Origin of the sequence: Aequorivita aurantiaca, assembly GCF_030410135.1 — a bacterium.
GTDB lineage: Bacteria > Bacteroidota > Bacteroidia > Flavobacteriales > Flavobacteriaceae > Aequorivita > Aequorivita aurantiaca.
On record NZ_JAUGQQ010000001.1, the window covers coordinates 1 to 18,080 of the forward strand.

Below are 18,080 nucleotides of genomic sequence, written 5' to 3' on the forward strand. Positions count from 1 at the left end.
CCATAATTGTCACACTATAAACCACTTAAATTTTACATTATGAGCAACACGAATCAAAATTTGCTGAACCAGGTTCTTGCGGAGCTGGCAATTACTGAAATTATGGAGGCCCTAACCACCGTAGAGTCCGCCCTGCCCACCGCAACGCTCACAGATGAGCAACGCAGGGAATTGAATTCCATAAATGTGGATAACAAGGTTTTTGCCGAAGAGGTGCTGGACGAGATGAACACCAACCCAATGGCCGCGGTGAACGGCACCTACAACAAGGAATTTCTGGCGAATGACCTCAGTCTATTTGAACAAACGGAGAGCATCTTAAGCCGGCTGACCTTAGCCAGAGGGTGGAGGACATCCGGCGTCTGGCGGGGCACGAGGGCTATGGCCTTGCCACGGCAGCCTATGGCATGTATGATGTTTTGGCTCGCAGCGGCGTGCCGGGCGCACAGGCGAGCTATGACAGGCTGAAGCCTCGGTTTGCAAGGAATGGCGGTAATCAAAACGCTGATCCAGAAATGGAAATCTAAATCCACATTGGTTGAAAAGCGGGCATTGTTGCCCGCTTTTTTGGTTCCTTATTCTAAAAAAAAGTAACGGCTTAAGGCGTTGAACCTTCGGCTTAAACCGATGAAGTTACGCCTTAAACCGATGAAGTTACGCCCTAAGGCGTTGAAGTTACGCCTTAAACCGTTGAACCTTTGTTTTAAACCGTTGAAGTTACGCCTTAACCCGATGAAGTTACGCCTTAAACCATTGAAATTACGCCTTAAACCATTGAAATTACGCCTTAAACCGTTGAATCTTCGCCTTAACCCGATGAACTATCGGCCTAAACCAATTAAAACACAAAAAAATGAGTGAAAAAACCATCTTAACACCGCCCCATATAGGAAACATGCTAAAAAACCATTTCCGAAAACAGCGATTACGCCGGGGCGCGCTGGCCCGTCATTTGCAAAAGAGCTATAGTACCGTATATGAATACCAAAAAGCCGAAAGCATGCGCACACATACCTTGTGGCAGTTATGCATTACCATAAAGCACAACTTTTTTCTGGACCTGGCCGCCCAACTGCCACCGGACTTTACCACCAACGCCCCAGACCAAACCCTGCCCCTGCAGCAGCGCATTGCCGCACTGGAGGAGGAAAATAAGGTGCTGACGACTAAGGTGGAGACGCTTATGGCGGTGGTACGGAAATAAATTTTATATTTGGAGGAGGCTGCTGGTTGTGTGCTTTTGCGGGGTAGCGGTAATAACATTTAAAAATATGCGTATATGCGCATGTTGTGCAACATTAAAATGAACATAGACGCAAAAAGACATAAACTTCTTGGAATATTAAGCAAGCAAGCTAATGATTTGGACTTAAATAAGGCTGAATACAATGCTCTTGGCGTTTCATTTGAACGCATCTTGTATGAACTTAATTGTAACGAAGATGAGCTACAATTAATTACCTCTGACCTATATACTTCTGATGAAATTGGATATCATAATGCTTACGAGATTGTAGGACTTTTCGCAAAAGAAAAGGGAATGACTGCATTTGCTAATAAAAAATATAGAGAACGGATTTATGAACGGAGAAAGGAATTCATTAAATTTCTTGTACAAACTATAATACCAATTTTAGCCCTGATAGTTGCAATACTTTCTTTGTCTTTAAAGTTTGAGAATTTAAAATTACAATCTGATAAAGAATTACAAGAATTAAAAGACAAGTTAAATAAGCAAGAGAATCAGTTGAATCAATTAGAATTAAAAACAACTGCGCCAATAAGAATAGATTCCTCAAAATTTAAAAACCAATAAATAATGTCAGAAAATAAAACACCAAAAACATTTGCAGATTTTGGACTAACGTTCGTTCCAAACGAAGATTGTATAACTTGTAATACAGGCTCCTGCCACAATAACGTAACTTCAAGAATGGATGGGAAAGAATATAATGTTCATATTACAGTTGATTTTGATAGTAATGAATACTTTGTTATTGCACAAGAAAATGCTTCGTCAAACTCTGCTTTCGATACTTTTGAAATATTTAAAAAGGAAGAAGATGCTGTCAAATTTGTCTGTGATAGATTCAATTGGTTTAATTGTTTTTAGTTAAAGAAAAATAAAAACGTTGCACAACAATATATAACCGCAATTACGGCGGATTCGACTGCGTTCCAATCCACGCGTAATTGCTAAAGTCAGTGACAAACTAAAAATTAACGCATATCATCCCGTAACTGCGGTTATACCAAACGTTGCCCTCAATTTAAAAATATATGAAATTACAAGAAGCTAAAGAATTATATGACAAACTCAAACCGTTTGAAAACAATTCAGAAATGGAAGGAGGATTTATTATTCACAAATTTTTCATTTTACCATTAAAGTATATTAAACAAAATAAAATAACAATTGATTGGCATATTCTTATGGAAAGCGATGATATTCTTGAAAATAAGCTATTAGACAATAAAAATTTAGATTTTGATATTGTTGCTATCCACCAAGCAAGATTAAGTGTATTTCTGACATCAAAGGATATTAAGCTATTCAAGTCCTTTCTAATTTAGAATTACAAGTAAAAAGCAAAACAAATTGTAAGCTATAATTTCAATAATTTTCGAATGGATTATATACTAATTTCAAAAGCAATAGTGTTGATTATTATTTTCTTAATTATTAAAACTGGGTATAATAAAATTAATTGGGATAAAAAATCATTGGGAAACTCAGAAAAATTTTTAATTATTCTCTTTGTTTTAATATTGACAATTCCTTTACTTTTTGGTTTAATGGTATTAGTATTCTTTATTTTTCTTAAAGGCACTTTTGATTTTTTATCAAATCAAAATTATTTAGAGCAAATTGTGATTATTACAGGCTTTTTTGTAATATACTTTTTAATTGTACATAAGATTGAAAAAATATTGATTGAGAAAAAAGAGAAAGAGCAGAAAATATTAGAACAATCAAATCACATATCAAGATTAGAATATGAATTAAACCAATTAAAGAATAATTTAAATTAATGAATAGAATTTGAATAAAAAAAGATAAATTAATTAATTCATTTTATATAATACTGTTGAATAAAAACTGTGGCAACAACGTATATAAAAAATAGCGCGATCCATTGCTAACACGGAGGTTCGGGCATTTTTAGGAAGTCGCCAAATTTTTAAATTTGACAAATTCCTAAAAGCAAAATAATTATTAAAATTTAAAAAATCGGCTTGTGTAAAATCGAATGGTTAGTACGTTTTTTGCGCCCTTCTATTCATATACAAATCCGTTGTGCAGCAGCTAAAAAAAGAATATTATGATTGATAAGCAGATAGAACTTTTAAAAAAACAGATTGAGAAACTCGACGAAAATAATTTTAATCTTGATGCTTGGAAAAGTTCGACAATTATTATCTTAGGTAGAATATTTAATACTAACTATCAAGGAATTACATCAATAGATAAAATTAAATTTAGTAGAGGCGGTGGTGGTTTTAGTGGCAAGACACATTTTTGGGACAATATGACTTCTTGCAAAAAACAAGGTAAAGACATTCTAGAAGCGTGTATAACTGAACTTGAGATTTTTGGCGAACCAGAAAAGGTTAATTCTGAAAAGTCTGAAATAACTATTAATCTATCTCAGAACCAAAATCAAACCATAAATATTACCCTTTTAATTTCCGCACTTGAAGATGAGTTAACGATTTCACAATTAAGTGAAGTGAACGAACTAATGAAAGCTGATGAGCCAAAATCTGTGAAAAAGGTAAAGATAATTGAAAAAATAAAAACTTTTGGAAGTGATGTAGCTTCTAATATTCTAGCAAACATTTTAACGAATCCAAACATTTGGGGATAATATGGACTTTAGTATTTTAATCGGCTCACTTCAATTAGCTCTAGCAGCATTTCAATTAAAATTAAACACCCCGCTAGCGCGAGCGTCCCGCTCGTGCATACCCACACAAAATAAAACCAAGAGCCAAGAGGAAAAAAAATCATTCCTCCCTCATATCCCTCTTTCATAACCATTATTCATTACTCTTTATACATTATTCACAAAACCAGCGTTATATAGGCTCATCAATCTAAAAAAATCCTATGCTACAACGTTTTTTCATCTTCTGTTCCGGCGCAGATACCGCCATCCTTGACGAATGTTCCCCCGGCGAGCGCACCAAATATGCCGGCATTGGCGCCACGGTTTTCTTTACCGCCGTTATGGCAACCATTGCGGGCGCCTATGCGCTTTACACGGTTTTCGACAATTATTACTCTGCCATTTTCTTCGGAATTATTTGGGGATTACTGATTTTTAATTTGGATAGATTCATCGTTTCCACCATCAAAAAACGCGACAGTTTTTTTGACGAGCTGCTGCAAGCATCGCCGCGGATTGTTTTGGCAATTATTATTGCAATAGTAATTTCCAAACCCTTGGAAATGAAAATTTTCGAAAAAGAAATCAACCAAGTATTGCTTACCGAAAAAAATGAAATGACTCTCGCCAACAAAGACCAGTTGGCGCTGCAATACACGCCATCGGTAACCGCTTTGGAAACCGAAATTACAGGGTTAAAAAAGGAGGTAACCGATAAAGAAGCCGAAGTAAACGCACTTTACAGTACTTACATTTCAGAAGCGGAAGGAACCGCGGGAACACAAAAATTAGGAAAAGGGCCGGTTTATAAAGAAAAGCGCGACAAACACGACGCCGAACTTATAGCGTTGGCAGATTTGAAGAAAACCAACGCAGAAAAAATAACCGCTGCAGAAGCTAAAATTGCAACCCTAGCCAGCGAATACAAAACGAAGGTAACCGAAACGCAGCCAATAATTGACGGATTTGATGGCTTGATGGCGCGCGTAAATGCATTGAATAAATTACCGCTATTGCCATCACTTTTTATCTTTTTATTGTTTTTGGCAATTGAAACTTCACCCATTCTTGCCAAATTATTGTCGCCAAAGGGAGCTTACGATTTAAAACTTGAAGAACAGGAAAGCGCATTAAAATCGTGGGTAACGCAACAAAGAACCCAACGCGATGTGCTGGTAACAACCGATCGCGACATCAATAACCGCGTGTATGCCGACATTGCCGAAGAACAGGAATTGTATGATTACAAACGCAAAAAAGCCCGCGAACTGATGCAAATGCAAGCGGATGCTTTTTATAAAAAACAGAAAAGCGTTCTCTAAGTTTGAATATTGAATTTGTTTAATTATTGAATAATTTAAATACTCTTTTTGAATGAAGGGTTGGATTTTTCTTATTTTTCGGAATAATTAAAAAGATGCTCTCGACCAATTTCACTTCTTCGGAAGAATTTAAAAATTTCGCCCGAAACCATACCGTTTCACTACATAATCTGTTTCCAAAAACTTCCTTTTCAGAAGTTTTGAAAATAGATATGAGCACAGAACTTTCACCCGATTCCAATTACGACACCGTTGTGGAATTGGGTGATTTTATTTCTGAAATCCAAAAGAAAAACCCCAATGCGCTTTTGGCAAACGGCTATTTGGAACGACGGATGTTTTACACCACCGAAGCTTATAAAAGAATAACACCAAATAGCTCGGAATATAGAAACATCCATTTGGGAACCGATTTTTGGGTTCCTGCGCAAACGCCCGTTCACACGCCATTTGATGGGAAGATTGTCATTTTGGAAGACAATAATTTTCCAAAAGATTACGGCCCGACATTGGTCTTGGAACACAGTTACAATGGCCAGTTATTTTACACCTTGTATGGCCATCTTTCCCGAGAGAGTTTGGCACTTCATAAAAAAGGAAATCAAATAAAAGCTGGGGAACGTATAGGTTTTATAGGCGAACCCGAAGAAAATGGCAATTGGGCACCACATCTTCATTTTCAAATTATTTTGGATTTACTCGGAAACACTGAAAACTTTCCCGGTGTGGCGTTTCCTTCAGAAATTGAAAAATGGAAAACTATTTGTCCAAACCCCAGTCTATTATTTGTTGAAGATTTTTAGAAAAAACAGTCTATCTTAGTTCGAAATTAAACCACCCAACCATGAAAAAGCTATTCGTATTCTTCCTATTTCTTTCCTTAACCACCATCGCCCAAACCGAAGCCGAAGACAGAAAAGCAATTCGGGCAACACTGAAAATGCAACAAGACGCCTGGAACAATGGCGATTTGGAAACATTTATGCAAGGTTACGAAAAAAGCGATTCCCTAAAATTTTATGGTAAAGGTGGCCTTACAAACGGCTGGCAAAATACGTTGGACAACTACAAAAAAGGCTATCCAACAAAAGCGGAAACGGGAAATCTTTCCTTTACAATTGATGCGATTACCAAAATTGAGGAAGGTGCCTATTATATGATGGGGCAATTCCATTTGGTTCGGGATGCGGGAAATGCAAATGGTGTTTTCCTAATTATCTTCCGAAAAATTGACGGGGAATGGAAAGTAATTGCAGATTTAAGCTGTTAATTTCCCTTTATCCGTTCCCACAAATCTGAAAGTAATTTTTTCGCATCGCCGGAAGTTTTGGGATTTTCAGAGATTTCTATTTCATCCCCTTCCTTTTGAATCAAATAACTGAAGGCATATTTATCTGCTTTTGGATCTACGCTTATCATTCCGAAGCGAAGGTCGTTTAGATAAATTTCCCCCTCCCGTTCCGAAATTGTGTACCAACCTTTAGTGATTTTTATAAGCCGCTGTACTTTATTTTCTTCCGCCAAGGAACCGAGCGCCGAATGGTTTTTTGGGTGCGGATAAAATTGTATCGGTTTTGAATCGAAAAATGAATAATCCCCTATCAAAAAAGCATCCTCGGTTTCAACATTTGCCGTCCACAAAATTGTATTTAAAGGACTGGGTTTGGTATCCAATTCTATATAGGAAATATTCTGTGCTTCCAGCGCATTTTCGAATTTTAGGAATGCGATTCCCTTTAAAACCAAGGTTAGCGCCAAATATGATGTACTTATTATCAACCCCAGATTGTTATATTTTCTTCTTTTGGGGCTTGTCCTTTTTTGAAACATTGCCAAAATAACAAACACCAAAAATGGCAGGGTATAAAGTGGGTCAATTACAAATATATTTTTGTATTCCAAGCGAATTTCCGAAGGCCAAAAGAGTTGTGTACCCCAAGTAGTATGCGCATCGAGCAACGGATGCGTTACAAAACAAAGAAACCAAAATAGACACCATTCCTTCAATTTCGCACGCCGGTCCCAAAGCGAAAGCAACCATCCAAAAAACAGTCCGAAAACTACCGCAAACACAATGGAATGGGTAAAGCCTCTGTGCATTTCCAAAGCGGTTACGGTATCGGTGAAATTACTTGCGAGAACATCCAAATCTGGAATCGTTCCGGCAATGGCACCCAAAACCATGGCTTTGTTTCCGATTTTTTTCCCTAAAACCGCTTCGCCCACGGCGGCTCCCAAAACTATTTGCGTTACTGAATCCATAAGCCCGGCCCCCTAACCCCCGAAGGGGGAATTTTTAATTGTTTTTAAATCTGTTTGAAATACTAGTTTACTCATTGGTTTTAAATTGACTTTTTTAAATTCCCCAGGGAAAGTCCCCTTCGGGGATTTAGGGGCCGTGGGGCTATTAATCAACAATCTGCATTTTTTTCAGCAGAAAAGAGGCATTCATATTTTGGCAAATTCCCGGTTTAAACCTATAATCGAAAAAAAGTTCGTCGTTTTCAATGCGTGCGTCGAAGAAATAGTTTTTTACTTCGGGCAATTCCTCCGCGGCGGCGCAAAGGCTTAAATCGTGTGTGGCAATAATTCCCGTGGAATTGCTGGCGACAAGCTTTTCAACAAATTTTCGAGAACCGATGGCTTTGTCTGTGCTGTTTGTTCCTTTTAAAATTTCGTCGAGAATTATGAAATACCTGTCGGTTTTTATTTCGTCCACAATAAATTTCAAACGCTTCAATTCACTGAAAAAGTAGGATTCGTCATCGGTCAAACTATCGGTGGTACGCATACTTGTAATGAGTTTTATTGGGTTATATTCAGCACTTTCGGCACAAACGGGAAGTCCGAGATTTCCCATTACAATTTGAAGAGAAACGGTTCGTAAAAAAGTACTTTTCCCCGCCATATTCGCCCCGGTGATAATAAAAAACTCTTCGGAATTTATTTGAATATCGTTAAGAATCATAGTCGACTCCTTTAACAACGGATGCCCCGCACCTTTCACTTTTAGAACTGGAATGGCATCGGTTATTTTTGGAAAAACATAATTGGGATGGTTAAAAACGAAATTGCCCAAACTGTTGTAAGCATCAAAAAAAGTAATTGCCTCAAACCATACGGGAACGCTTATTTTATGGGCTTCAATCCATTTTTCTATATCATAACTTTGGCGCAAATCACGCAACATAAATCCATTTGTGATCGCACCGATAAACATATTGTTGCGTTGGTCCAAAGCATCCAAATGTTTTGCGAATTTCTTCAGAATTGCAGACGCTTTCTTATCCACATTTACTACTAAACTTCTTTTTTCCGAAAGCAATTCCGAAGAAAATTCCTGATTTTCAATTTCCAAAATAAGTTTGTGAAACTGCTCAAACGTGCTCTGTATTTTTGAAGTGTGGGAAGAAAGATCATTTACTTTTTTCAAATACCGCCCAGAGATTGCAAGCCCCAAAAAGAACCAACCGGCGATGGCATACCCGGAAACCAAATCGAAATAATTCGCTACAATCACAGCCACGGAAACGATTGAAAAAATAAACGAAACAGGTATTATCCATTTTGGGACAAAAGTTTTATAATCCTTTAACCAATCGGTAACTTCGGTGGCAGAAACCTCTGTTTTTACCAAAGATGCAATGCCTGAAAATTGCTGGCGCCACTGGGGCATTTCTGAAAGTTCAGAAATAGCTTTTTGCTTTTTTGGAATGGAATTAATTTTGTTTTCCGTGAAAAGTTTTGCCAAAAAATCGGAACCACTTTCCAACGCCGTCCTATTCAAATATTGAAAGAAAGAACCACGGCCAAAAAGATCAATATCCTGACTATAATAATGTTGCGCATCCTTATATTTTTCGCCGGAAGGCAAGTGGTGAAAAATTCTTTCCAAAACCTGCAATTCGGTTTCATTTTGGGAAATCAAAGCATTTTTTAAATCGCGTTCATATTGCAAACCGCTGTGTTTGGTCACCAAATAAATGAAGGTTATAATGGCGAGCGCTATAATGGTTAGTACAATTTGTGTATTTCCGAAGAAAAAGTAAATTCCAAAACAGGCAAGTAAAAAAACCACAAGGCGAATGACGCTTGAAACAGTGAGTTTTTGCGTTATTTTTTGCCATTCCCCGGAATGGATTTCAATCTGTTTTGTATAAAAATTGGAAGGATGGTTCATTTAATTTTTTAAGATTTTAAAGAGAAGCAAGTTCCGCTTGCAGTTTTTTGGTGAGGCTTTTTACAACCAAATCATAGGAATGGTCAATCAAATCCAAAAGCAATTTGTGGGGGATGTTTCTTTCAAGTTCCACCGTATTCCAATGCACTTTGCTCATATGATAGCCTGGCCTGATCAATCCGTCGTATTCTTCCCGCAGCTCAATGGAACGTTCGGGATCGCATTTAAGATTGGCTTGCGCAGGATTATATTCCAAACCCGTAAGTGCAAACATTTTGCCCATAACTTTAAAGACAAGTGTTTTCTCATCAAAAGGAAAAGTTTCCTCGACACCTCTTTTTGAAAGACAGTAATCCCTGAATTCTTCTATATTCATAGCTTAATTATTACCGATTTTTCCCAAATGGGTATTCTTAAAACTGTCCGGATATTTCAAACCGTAACCGAAAATTCTGTCGAACGATGCGTGGGAAAACAAAATTATTCCTATTAAAATTAAGATCTGATTGTTGGAATAAAATCCAATTAAACCAATGACAATCGCAATTGCTTTATGGTGAAAAATATTATAAATGAGCGCCCCGATTTTTGCATTTATTAAATAGCCAACCATTCCAATATCCGGCAAAAGCAGCAATGCCGGAAACCACCACCACGCAAAATCCAATTGCGAAAACATGAAAATCCCAAAAATGAATTGCGCCAATTCTTCCATTTTTAATGTTGTTTTCATAGGTTTTCTATTTTATACAGCACTGGTTTGCTGGGCGAAGCGTCATTGTGAAAAGAAGCAATCTGTAAATTCAACAAATAACTTCCATCTGCAATGGAATCTGGAACATAAATCAATTCAGTTATGGTGCAATAATGGCGCGGATTTTCGGGATAATTCCAAAATGCTTTGTGCGCCAATAGTTTGCCTTCGTCCCTTTCCTTGTCAACCGATGGCAGGTCAATCAACAAATGTTTTACGCCGATTTCCCGTAAAAACAACGCTGCATTTTCATGAAGAAATGGCCAATTTGTGTCAGACCAATGTTTGGATTTTTTTTCTGAATTGTTCGGAAGTGTTCTTATTATTATTGCTTCGGGTGTTTTTCCGTTTAATGCTTTTACAATACTTTCTTTGGAAATGATTTCATCTTCACCAACACTTTCTGGTTGCACTGAAATTACTTCAGCCAAAAAGAAAAAGGTTTTTAGCGCGTCGTTTACCGAATAACACTCTTCCGAAATATGACCCAAACATTCGGTGTGCGTTCCGTGTGCGTGCGGATTGAAAAAAACATTATTGAAATTAACCGAAGCGCCTTCCGAAACTTTTCCGGTCCAATCGCCCATTTTTACGGGTTCAATAGCGGGTGCGTTTTGATACCAAGCCAAGGGGTTTTTCGCCGAAGCCTGCAATGGGATTGAAATATCCAAAGGTTTGGAAAAGTCAACTTCGATATATTGATTATTAATTTGAATGGTAGCTTTCATCAATCCAAATTTACCAAGAATAAATCGCTCGCAATCCCATCGCTTAAAAACTTTCCTTTTTTTGAGATTTTCAAGGTTTGGTTTTCAAGGATTAAAAGTTCATTTTGCAAATGATTTTCGGCTTGCTTCAAAAGATATTCTGAATAATTAGTACCAAATTCACTTTCAATTTTTTCCAACGAAATCCCTTTTTTAGTTCGCAAACCCGTCATTATATATTCATTGTATTTGTCTTCAATTGAAAGAATTTCCATTTCCGAAGGGAGTAATCCTGCTTCAATACTTTTAATATATTTTGTATTATTTGCAACATTCCAGCTTCGAGATTTTCCGTTATAACTATGCGCAGAAGGGCCAATTCCCAAATAAGGTTTACCTTCCCAATAAGCAGTATTGTTGCGCGAATAGAAACTTGGTTTTCCAAAATTTGAAAACTCATAATTTTCATAACCGGCTTTTTCCGTTTCGGAAAGCAAAATTTCATAATGCTGTTGGGCGGATTCTTCATCAACCGGCGGCACGATTCCTTTTTCGATGAATTTTTTTAAAGCTGTTTTCGTTTCTACCGTTAAAGCGTAACAGGAAAGATGTGGAACGTCCAAATTTAAAGCGATTTCAAGATTTTTTTTCCAGCGTTCATTACTCATTCCGGGAATTCCGTAAATAAGGTCGATGCTGATATTTTCGAAATATCTCTTTGCTTCAATAATACATTCCAAAGCTTCGGAAGCGTTGTGGGCGCGGTTCATCAGTTTTAGGTCTTCTTCGAAAAAGGATTGGATTCCGATGCTTAAACGGTTAATTCGTGAATTTGTGAATTTGTGAATTTGTGAATTCGAAAGATCATCGGGGTTTGCTTCGAGGGTGATTTCGGGGTATTCGGAAATTTTATAATTGGAATAAATCGTTTCAAAAATTTGATTTAATTCTCCCGAAGAAAGCAAGCTCGGAGTTCCACCTCCAAAATAAATAGTCTCAACTTCATCTTTCAATTCATCTTTCCGAAGAACTAATTCTTTGCAAAGCGCATTAACCAATTCTGCTTTTTTCGTCAATGAAGTGGAAAAATGAAAATCGCAATAATGGCACGCCTGTTTGCAAAATGGAATATGAATGTATAAGCCAGCCATCCTATTTATCTATTCGCCCCTCGTTTTGTTTGACGAAGGCCGCCCAACCCGTATAACTTTTACCAACCTCGACTTTGCCGGAATTGTAAAAATGACAAACCGCAGCCGCCAAACCATCCGTACTATCCAAGTTTTTTGGGAGTTCCTTTAATTGAAGTTGGCTTTGAAGCATTTTTGCAACCTGTTCCTTGCTGGCGTTTCCGTTGCCGGTAATCGCCATTTTAATCTTTTTTGGGGAATATTCCGTAATGGGAATTTGTCGCGAAAGTCCCGCCGCCATTGCTACACCTTGCGCCCTGCCCAGCTTCAACATTGATTGTACATTTTTTCCAAAAAATGGGGCTTCAATTGCAATTTCGTCCGGATTATGGGTGTCAATCAATTCGATAGTTCGTTCAAAAATGAGTTTTAATTTTAAATAATGATCTTCGTATTTTTTTAAATGAAGTTCATTCAATTGCATAAACGTCATCTTTTTCCCTACCACTTTTATCAAACCAAACCCCATAATTGTAGTTCCGGGGTCAATGCCTAAAATGATTTTTTCAGATTTGGTTTCCATAATAATGAGATTCCCGCCTTCGCGGGAATTTGTATTTTAGCCCGATGATTTCCATTTCTCACAAAACTAAACAATATCTGCTGGTTAGTGCGAAAGTTTCGGTGCTTGCCGTAACTTTTGGATATATTTTTTATAAAATCACTTTCGGAGCATCAGTTAGCCTGGGTGATTTTATTACCGTTTTAAGCGCGAAAGCTACTATTTCGGGTTATTTGCTTTTGCTCTTTACAATATTGGCCGCCGGAAATTGGTTTTTTGAAATATTGAAATGGCAAAATTTGGTTTCAGTTGTTCATAAAATAACCTTTGCCACGGCCATGAAACAATGCTTGGCCTCCTTAACGGTTTCATTGGCAACTCCCAACAGGATTGGTGAATACGGCGCAAAGGCCATATATTTTGCACCTGCCAAAAGACGGAAAATATTATTATTGAACCTCATTTCCAGTAGCTCACAAATGCTGATCACCAGTGTTTTTGGACTTGGGGGCTTACTATATTTTATGCGAAATTTTAGCGTGGACTATTCCGTGAAAACAATATGTTATTTAGGGATTGGAGTTATTTTATTATTCGCTGTTGGCTATTATTTCAAGGAAAAGGAATTATTGTTGAAAGGATTTTCGATTTCTAAAGCAGTGGAATTTTTTAGAGAAATTCCGTTCCAAATAAAACTGAGAGCACTCGTATTCTCCGCCATTCGTTATTTTATTTTCAGCGGTATGTTTTATGGGCTTTTAGTTTTTTTTGGGGCAGATATCAAATTTTCTGAAGGTATTGTTACGATTTTTGCGATGTACTTTTTCGTATCGGTAATCCCCACTTTTTTTATTTTTGATGTAGTAATTCGCGGAGGGGTGGCAGTTTGGCTTTTTTCCTTTTTGGGGGTGCCGGAACTCACCATTGTATCGACAGTGCTTGCCACATGGCTATTAAATTTTGTGCTGCCAGCAATTTTTGGAAGCATTTACGTACTAACGTATCAACCGGCCACAAAATGATTTTACCTTTTTTCATCCTGTTTTTTGTCTACTTCTTATGTATAATGGGGTTGGTTTATGGATGCACGAGAGTGACTAATTTTTCTTCGAAAGACTTAATTCCCGAAACTCGATTCACCGTTGTAATTCCGTTCAGAAATGAAGCGGAAAATCTTCCACATCTTTTGGAAAGCATTGAAAATATCCAATATCCAGCAATGCTTTTTGAGATTATTTTGGTGAACGATGCTTCCGAAGACAATTCCGAAGCCATTATTATTGAGGCGATGAAAAAAACCAGATTCACAATAAAGCTTATTCAAAATAAACGTTTTTCCAAGTCGCCAAAAAAGGACGCAATTACCGAAGCAATCCAAAATTCCAAATTTGAATGGATTGTGACCACTGATGCCGATTGTAAACTTTCAGAAAATTGGTTGACCACCCTTGATTTGTTCATTCAAAAAAATAATCCCACTATGGTTTGTGGGCCGGTAATTTATGAGTCGGATGGGAGTTACATCCAGACTTTTCAGCAATTGGATGGCTTTAGTTTGCAGGCTTTGACGGTGGGCAGTTTCGGTGTAAAACTGCCACTGCTCTGCAATGGGGCGAATTTGGCTTACCGCAAAAAAGCTTTTAAAGAGGTGGATGGGTTTTTAGGGAATGGGCATATTGCCAGCGGGGATGATATTTTTTTATTGGAAAAAATGCAGAAAACATTTCCAGGCAAAGTGATGGTTTTAAAATCGCAGGAAGCTATTGTTTCCACCAAGCCTCAAAAAAACTGGAAAAATGTTATAAATCAGCGAATTCGATGGGCCTCGAAAACTTCAAAGCAAAAAAATCCCGCTTCAATTTTATTGGGAATTTTAATTTTTTTAGTCAACGTCTCCCTTTTAGCAACACCCGTTCTTATAGTTTTCGAACCCGGAAATTGGGGATTTTACTTTTTTCTTTTCTATTTAAAACTGATCTCCGATTTTATTTTTGTGAAGCAATCCGGAATGTTTTTCAATAAAAAAATATCGTTTTGGAAATTTCATTTGCAAAGTTTCACTTATTCTGCGGTGGTTTTTATCACCGTTTTTGGAAGTGTGTACGGAACCTATTCGTGGAAAGGGCGCAGCTTTGAAAAACAGTAATATTGATTAAATTTTTTACCTTAGCCTTACCTAAAATCACGCCCTTATGAAATCGCTCCTTTCTATTTTCGTATTTTTCTTTTTCCTTTTTTCAATTACACTACAGGCGCAACAAGAATATACTGTTGATGGGCAAACCTATAATTTAAATACCGATGTTGAAGGTTCGTTGACACTGCTTTGGAATTCCATAAATGGCGAATACCGCTATTTTTCAAAAAAAGGAAATGCAATTGTTGAGCTTAAAAACACAAAACAAGACGGCGATTTTCAGGAAGAATATAAAGAAACGCTCAAACAACAAACTAGTGATGCCGCGGTTTCCACGAAAAATTTAAAGTTGACGCTCCCCAGCCTTCACGACTTTTTTGTGGAATACAATAAACAGAAGGATCCCGGTTTTACTGATGAAAAACAATCGATTGATTTACAACTTCGGATCGGATTTTTTGGAGGTGTGGGCAATAGTATTTATTCCGAAAATCCCACCAATGCTTTACAGCCATTGGCCGGGGCGGACTTGGAAATTATTGATAACGTAAAACTGAAAAGACACGCAATGGTGCTACGTTTTAAACAGACTTTTAAGAGTAATGACTATAAATATTCGGCTTCGCAATTTTCGCTGAATTATCGTTTCAAATTTGTAAAAACACCCAAGTTTGATGCTTTTGTCAATTGTAAATTTGCAAGTTTAACTTTTGTGAACCGCGAGGAAATTATCATTGGAGTTGATGAAGCAGACCAACCAATTTATGCTGAAAACGGTAGCGATTTTAATGCGCCGATAACATTCGGAATTGGTGCCGATTATAGAGTTGGCAATGGGTATATAACCTTCAATTACAACGATATTGTTGGTTTAAATGTGGAAAGCAATGATGAGTTTCCGATAGATTTTACGCTTGGCTACAAATTTAATCTGTAATCAATTAGTTTGAATTATCACCGGCAAAGTGAACTGTGTTTTCACGGGAATTCCGCGTTTATAGGCTGGGGCCACAGGTTGCAGAGAATCGATGCTCTGCAAAATCCAAGTTTCCAGATTTGGAAATTCTTTCCGCAATAGTGTATCCATTTTTATTTCGAGAATTGAAAGCTGGCCGGTGCTATTTACTTCAAAATTTACCTTTACGGTATCGTAAACTTCCCGTACAGCGACCATATTTTCGTGGCTAATGGACTGATAAAGCTGTGAACTTATTGTATTTATAAAACATTCCTTTTGTTCTGGTTTTTCCAATTTATTCTCGCAGTGGGAAAAGGAGGGATATCGGTCCACGTCTTTCCAATCTATTGTTCCCATTTCTTCTTTGAAAATTTCTTCGGAAGAAACCTTTTCGGTCTTAAAAAACTGGCAGGAGGTTGCCACCGCGAAAAGAAAAATGAAAAGAAACCGTTTTGCCATTCCAGAAAATTCTACTTTGAAAAGTACAAATTTATTGAAACTTACACGATTAATGGAAAGTATATTGTAAAGGAAAAATATCGTTAAATCCAAACAGTTTTTTCGGCAATGTTGCTTTTGCGCGTGCCTTCAGGAAGTTTTCCGTCATACTTACCCAAATAGAAAAACCCGAGACAGCATTCCCCTTCTTCATGTTGGATAAATTGGTCAAAATATTTTCTGAGACCTGGGGACGACCAATATGCGCCAATTCCCATCTCATGAGCGGTTAACCACATATTTTGAACAGCCATTGCAGTGGCGGCTATTTCTTCCCATTCCGGCAGGCTTTCCGAGGGGTCGCGCTGCATGCAGATTGCTATAACGCAGCCGGCCTTTACAGGGTTGTCCATAAATTTCTTGTATGTAAATTCAGAAAAATTCTCCGTGGTATGTTTATACGTTTCCGCCAAAAACTTTCCGAGTGCAACCTGTGATGTGCCATGAAAAACCTTGAAACGCCATGGTTCTGTACGTTTATGGGTGGGGGCCCAATTCGCGGCTTCCAAAATGGCGGAGATTTCTTCCTTTCTGATTGGCTGGTTGTTGTATTGCGCGGGAAATACTGCGCGTCGGTTTCTGATAATTTCTGAAATCATTTATATTAATTTGCACGTGAATATACTAAAAGCTAAAGGGGAAAAAAAAATTATTTATATAGAATCTCCACACGCCGAATAGTACATTTCATTGTAACAATACAACTATTGTAAGTTTCAATTCTATAAAGGTTTTTCTTTTGGGAATAGACGTTGAAACTAATGATGAGGCATTTTTTTCGACTTGTTTTTTAAATCCCCACGAGACATTTGTACATCTAAAACCAAATACACCGGTAGTCATTAAGTCAGATAGCACCATTCGGTCACAGTATGGCGCCACGAATGTGAACTATGAATAATTGGCTGTCACTACTCAAATTTATACCGTGTGGATTATGATAGAGTAAAGTGCCATTAGGGCGGCAAAAAATGCAATAATGAAATAAATTTTGAACGAGGCTCGATTCTTGCGTTCCGCTGATTTTGAATTTGGCAATCGCATTATAATTTTTAAAATTCGAAAGTTTGATATGCAGTTTTGGGCAAAGGATAAATAAGTTTGCCACCACAAGAAATGGCTTTTATTGTTTCATCATCTGGTATAATTCGACCGTTCCTTCGCTTTTGCTGTAAATAAGCCCCGTTATCATGGCTACTTTTTTTCCAGCGGTTACTGGATCTATAAATTTAGGAAGTGGGCCGTCAAATTCAATCATTAAATGAATTAGAAACCCGCCGTCATAATAACTCCATTTTTTCAGTTCTCCTATATGGTCACTAACAATACTCCATTGCATCGGCAAGCCTAAAAAAGTACCTGTATTATCAGGATTTAGGATAGCGCTGAAATTTTCGTCATACATCCCCCTATAACTTCCGGTAATTATATCGTTTTCGATTTGAGTGACATTGCTGTGGATAAAACAATTGCCTGTACTAATCTCATTGTTGTCAGTTACAAGTATTCTAGCCTTGGAAAACCCACCCTCAGTTTCGTCATAATAGGTTTTTATGCCTGGGCCAGGAATGGAATTATCGGGATGCAATAATTTAAGTTTTATAGGGTGGTTTATATTAAATGGGTTGGCAAATGAAACGATATTAGTTTGTAAATCAATATCCATAATAATTTGGTCGCCACCGTTCCACCCGAATTTATTGGTAGTGCCCAATTCTTTAAATTCAAACGTATTATTGGTCATTGTTAATGGACTATCGAAGCGCTGGCAGGGTTCAATTAAGATAATTGCGTTATCCTTCTTTTTCAAGGTATAATGGGTATCTGTGAATAACGACATATAGGTACCTTCTGGAATTGATTGGGCAGACAAAGAACTATAGAACCCTAAAAGACACAGTAGATTAAGGATTGTTGAAGTTGATTTCATATGGAATATTTG

At 37.4% G+C, this 18,080-nt stretch carries 23 protein-coding genes; 13 read left to right on the plus strand and 10 right to left on the minus strand.

Annotated features, from left to right (window positions below):
* Window positions 1-39: 39 nt before the first annotated feature.
* The 10 genes from QRD02_RS00005 to QRD02_RS00050 all read left to right on the plus strand — a co-directional run bounded on the left by QRD02_RS00005 (window position 40) and on the right by QRD02_RS00050 (window position 6,482).
* Window positions 40-468: a hypothetical protein gene (locus tag QRD02_RS00005; RefSeq protein ID WP_290252836.1), complete on the plus strand. Its 429-nt coding sequence runs from the start codon at window positions 40-42 to the stop codon at window positions 466-468.
* A gap of 385 nt (window positions 469-853) precedes the next feature.
* Window positions 854-1,204, plus strand: coding sequence for a hypothetical protein (locus tag QRD02_RS00010; RefSeq protein WP_290252837.1), 351 nt, complete (start codon window positions 854-856; stop codon window positions 1,202-1,204).
* 99 nt (window positions 1,205-1,303) lie between these two features.
* Entirely contained in the window at window positions 1,304-1,816 is a 513-nt protein-coding gene (locus QRD02_RS00015) for a hypothetical protein (protein ID WP_290252838.1), read from the plus strand.
* A 3-nt stretch (window positions 1,817-1,819) separates the two neighbouring features.
* A complete protein-coding gene (locus tag QRD02_RS00020) occupies window positions 1,820-2,113 on the plus strand; it encodes a hypothetical protein (protein ID WP_290252839.1) in 294 nt (97 codons plus the stop codon).
* 167 nt (window positions 2,114-2,280) lie between these two features.
* Window positions 2,281-2,574, plus strand: coding sequence for a hypothetical protein (locus QRD02_RS00025; RefSeq protein WP_290252840.1), 294 nt, complete (start codon window positions 2,281-2,283; stop codon window positions 2,572-2,574).
* Window positions 2,575-2,628: 54 nt separating this feature from the next.
* Complete coding sequence (locus QRD02_RS00030; protein ID WP_290252841.1) at window positions 2,629-3,033, plus strand: hypothetical protein; 405 nt, start codon at window positions 2,629-2,631, stop codon at window positions 3,031-3,033.
* Between the two features lie 290 nt (window positions 3,034-3,323).
* Entirely contained in the window at window positions 3,324-3,869 is a 546-nt protein-coding gene (locus QRD02_RS00035) for a hypothetical protein (protein ID WP_290252842.1), read from the plus strand.
* Between the two features lie 242 nt (window positions 3,870-4,111).
* Complete coding sequence (locus QRD02_RS00040) at window positions 4,112-5,212, plus strand: DUF4407 domain-containing protein (RefSeq protein ID WP_290252843.1); 1,101 nt, start codon at window positions 4,112-4,114, stop codon at window positions 5,210-5,212.
* A gap of 95 nt (window positions 5,213-5,307) precedes the next feature.
* Window positions 5,308-6,015 carry a peptidoglycan DD-metalloendopeptidase family protein gene (locus tag QRD02_RS00045; protein WP_290252844.1) on the plus strand — a complete coding sequence of 236 codons (708 nt, stop codon included), beginning with the start codon at window positions 5,308-5,310 and terminating at the stop codon, window positions 6,013-6,015.
* A gap of 41 nt (window positions 6,016-6,056) precedes the next feature.
* Window positions 6,057-6,482, plus strand: a complete 426-nt coding sequence (locus QRD02_RS00050) for a YybH family protein (RefSeq protein WP_290252845.1) — start codon at window positions 6,057-6,059, stop codon at window positions 6,480-6,482.
* Here QRD02_RS00050 and QRD02_RS00055 read toward each other — a convergent pair.
* The 7 genes from QRD02_RS00055 to ruvC form a co-directional block, all read right to left on the minus strand.
* A complete protein-coding gene (locus QRD02_RS00055) occupies window positions 6,479-7,474 on the minus strand; it encodes a metal-dependent hydrolase (protein ID WP_290252846.1) in 996 nt (331 codons plus the stop codon). The two genes, QRD02_RS00050 and QRD02_RS00055, sit on opposite strands and share 4 nt — an antisense overlap.
* 145 nt (window positions 7,475-7,619) lie before the next feature.
* Window positions 7,620-9,392, minus strand: coding sequence for a MutS-related protein (locus tag QRD02_RS00060; protein WP_290252847.1), 1,773 nt, complete (start codon window positions 9,390-9,392; stop codon window positions 7,620-7,622).
* Between the two features lie 16 nt (window positions 9,393-9,408).
* Entirely contained in the window at window positions 9,409-9,768 is a 360-nt protein-coding gene (locus tag QRD02_RS00065) for an MmcQ/YjbR family DNA-binding protein (RefSeq protein ID WP_290252848.1), read from the minus strand.
* 3 nt (window positions 9,769-9,771) lie between these two features.
* Window positions 9,772-10,125: a DUF4260 domain-containing protein gene (locus QRD02_RS00070; protein WP_290252849.1), complete on the minus strand. Its 354-nt coding sequence runs from the start codon at window positions 10,123-10,125 to the stop codon at window positions 9,772-9,774.
* Entirely contained in the window at window positions 10,122-10,874 is a 753-nt protein-coding gene (locus QRD02_RS00075) for a cyclase family protein (protein ID WP_290252850.1), read from the minus strand. The genes QRD02_RS00070 and QRD02_RS00075 overlap by 4 nt, the downstream gene beginning before the upstream one ends.
* Entirely contained in the window at window positions 10,874-12,004 is a 1,131-nt protein-coding gene (hemW, locus tag QRD02_RS00080) for a radical SAM family heme chaperone HemW (RefSeq protein ID WP_290252851.1), read from the minus strand. Before hemW ends, QRD02_RS00075 begins: the two co-directional genes overlap by 1 nt.
* 1 nt (window position 12,005) lies before the next feature.
* Entirely contained in the window at window positions 12,006-12,566 is a 561-nt protein-coding gene (gene ruvC, locus QRD02_RS00085; protein ID WP_290252852.1) for a crossover junction endodeoxyribonuclease RuvC, read from the minus strand.
* A 44-nt stretch (window positions 12,567-12,610) separates the two neighbouring features.
* Between ruvC and QRD02_RS00090 the strand changes: the two genes are divergently transcribed.
* Genes QRD02_RS00090 through QRD02_RS00100 form a run of 3 tightly spaced genes read left to right on the plus strand, consistent with a single transcriptional unit; the run spans window position 12,611 to window position 15,619 of the window.
* Window positions 12,611-13,567: a lysylphosphatidylglycerol synthase domain-containing protein gene (locus QRD02_RS00090; RefSeq protein ID WP_290252853.1), complete on the plus strand. Its 957-nt coding sequence runs from the start codon at window positions 12,611-12,613 to the stop codon at window positions 13,565-13,567.
* Entirely contained in the window at window positions 13,564-14,691 is a 1,128-nt protein-coding gene (locus QRD02_RS00095) for a glycosyltransferase family 2 protein (RefSeq protein ID WP_290252854.1), read from the plus strand. The genes QRD02_RS00090 and QRD02_RS00095 overlap by 4 nt, the downstream gene beginning before the upstream one ends.
* A 46-nt stretch (window positions 14,692-14,737) precedes the next feature.
* Window positions 14,738-15,619, plus strand: coding sequence for a hypothetical protein (locus QRD02_RS00100; protein ID WP_290252855.1), 882 nt, complete (start codon window positions 14,738-14,740; stop codon window positions 15,617-15,619).
* On the opposite strand, the gene QRD02_RS00105 is transcribed toward QRD02_RS00100, so the two are convergent.
* From QRD02_RS00105 to QRD02_RS00115, 3 genes are all read right to left on the minus strand, one after another.
* Window positions 15,620-16,099 (minus strand): hypothetical protein, encoded by a 480-nt coding sequence (locus QRD02_RS00105; RefSeq protein WP_290252856.1) that lies wholly within the window; start codon window positions 16,097-16,099, stop codon window positions 15,620-15,622.
* Between the two features lie 83 nt (window positions 16,100-16,182).
* Window positions 16,183-16,737, minus strand: coding sequence for a nitroreductase family protein (locus QRD02_RS00110; RefSeq protein WP_290252857.1), 555 nt, complete (start codon window positions 16,735-16,737; stop codon window positions 16,183-16,185).
* A 524-nt stretch (window positions 16,738-17,261) separates the two neighbouring features.
* Window positions 17,262-17,978 (minus strand): hypothetical protein, encoded by a 717-nt coding sequence (locus QRD02_RS00115; protein WP_290252858.1) that lies wholly within the window; start codon window positions 17,976-17,978, stop codon window positions 17,262-17,264.
* Between the last annotated feature and the right edge of the window lie 102 nt (window positions 17,979-18,080).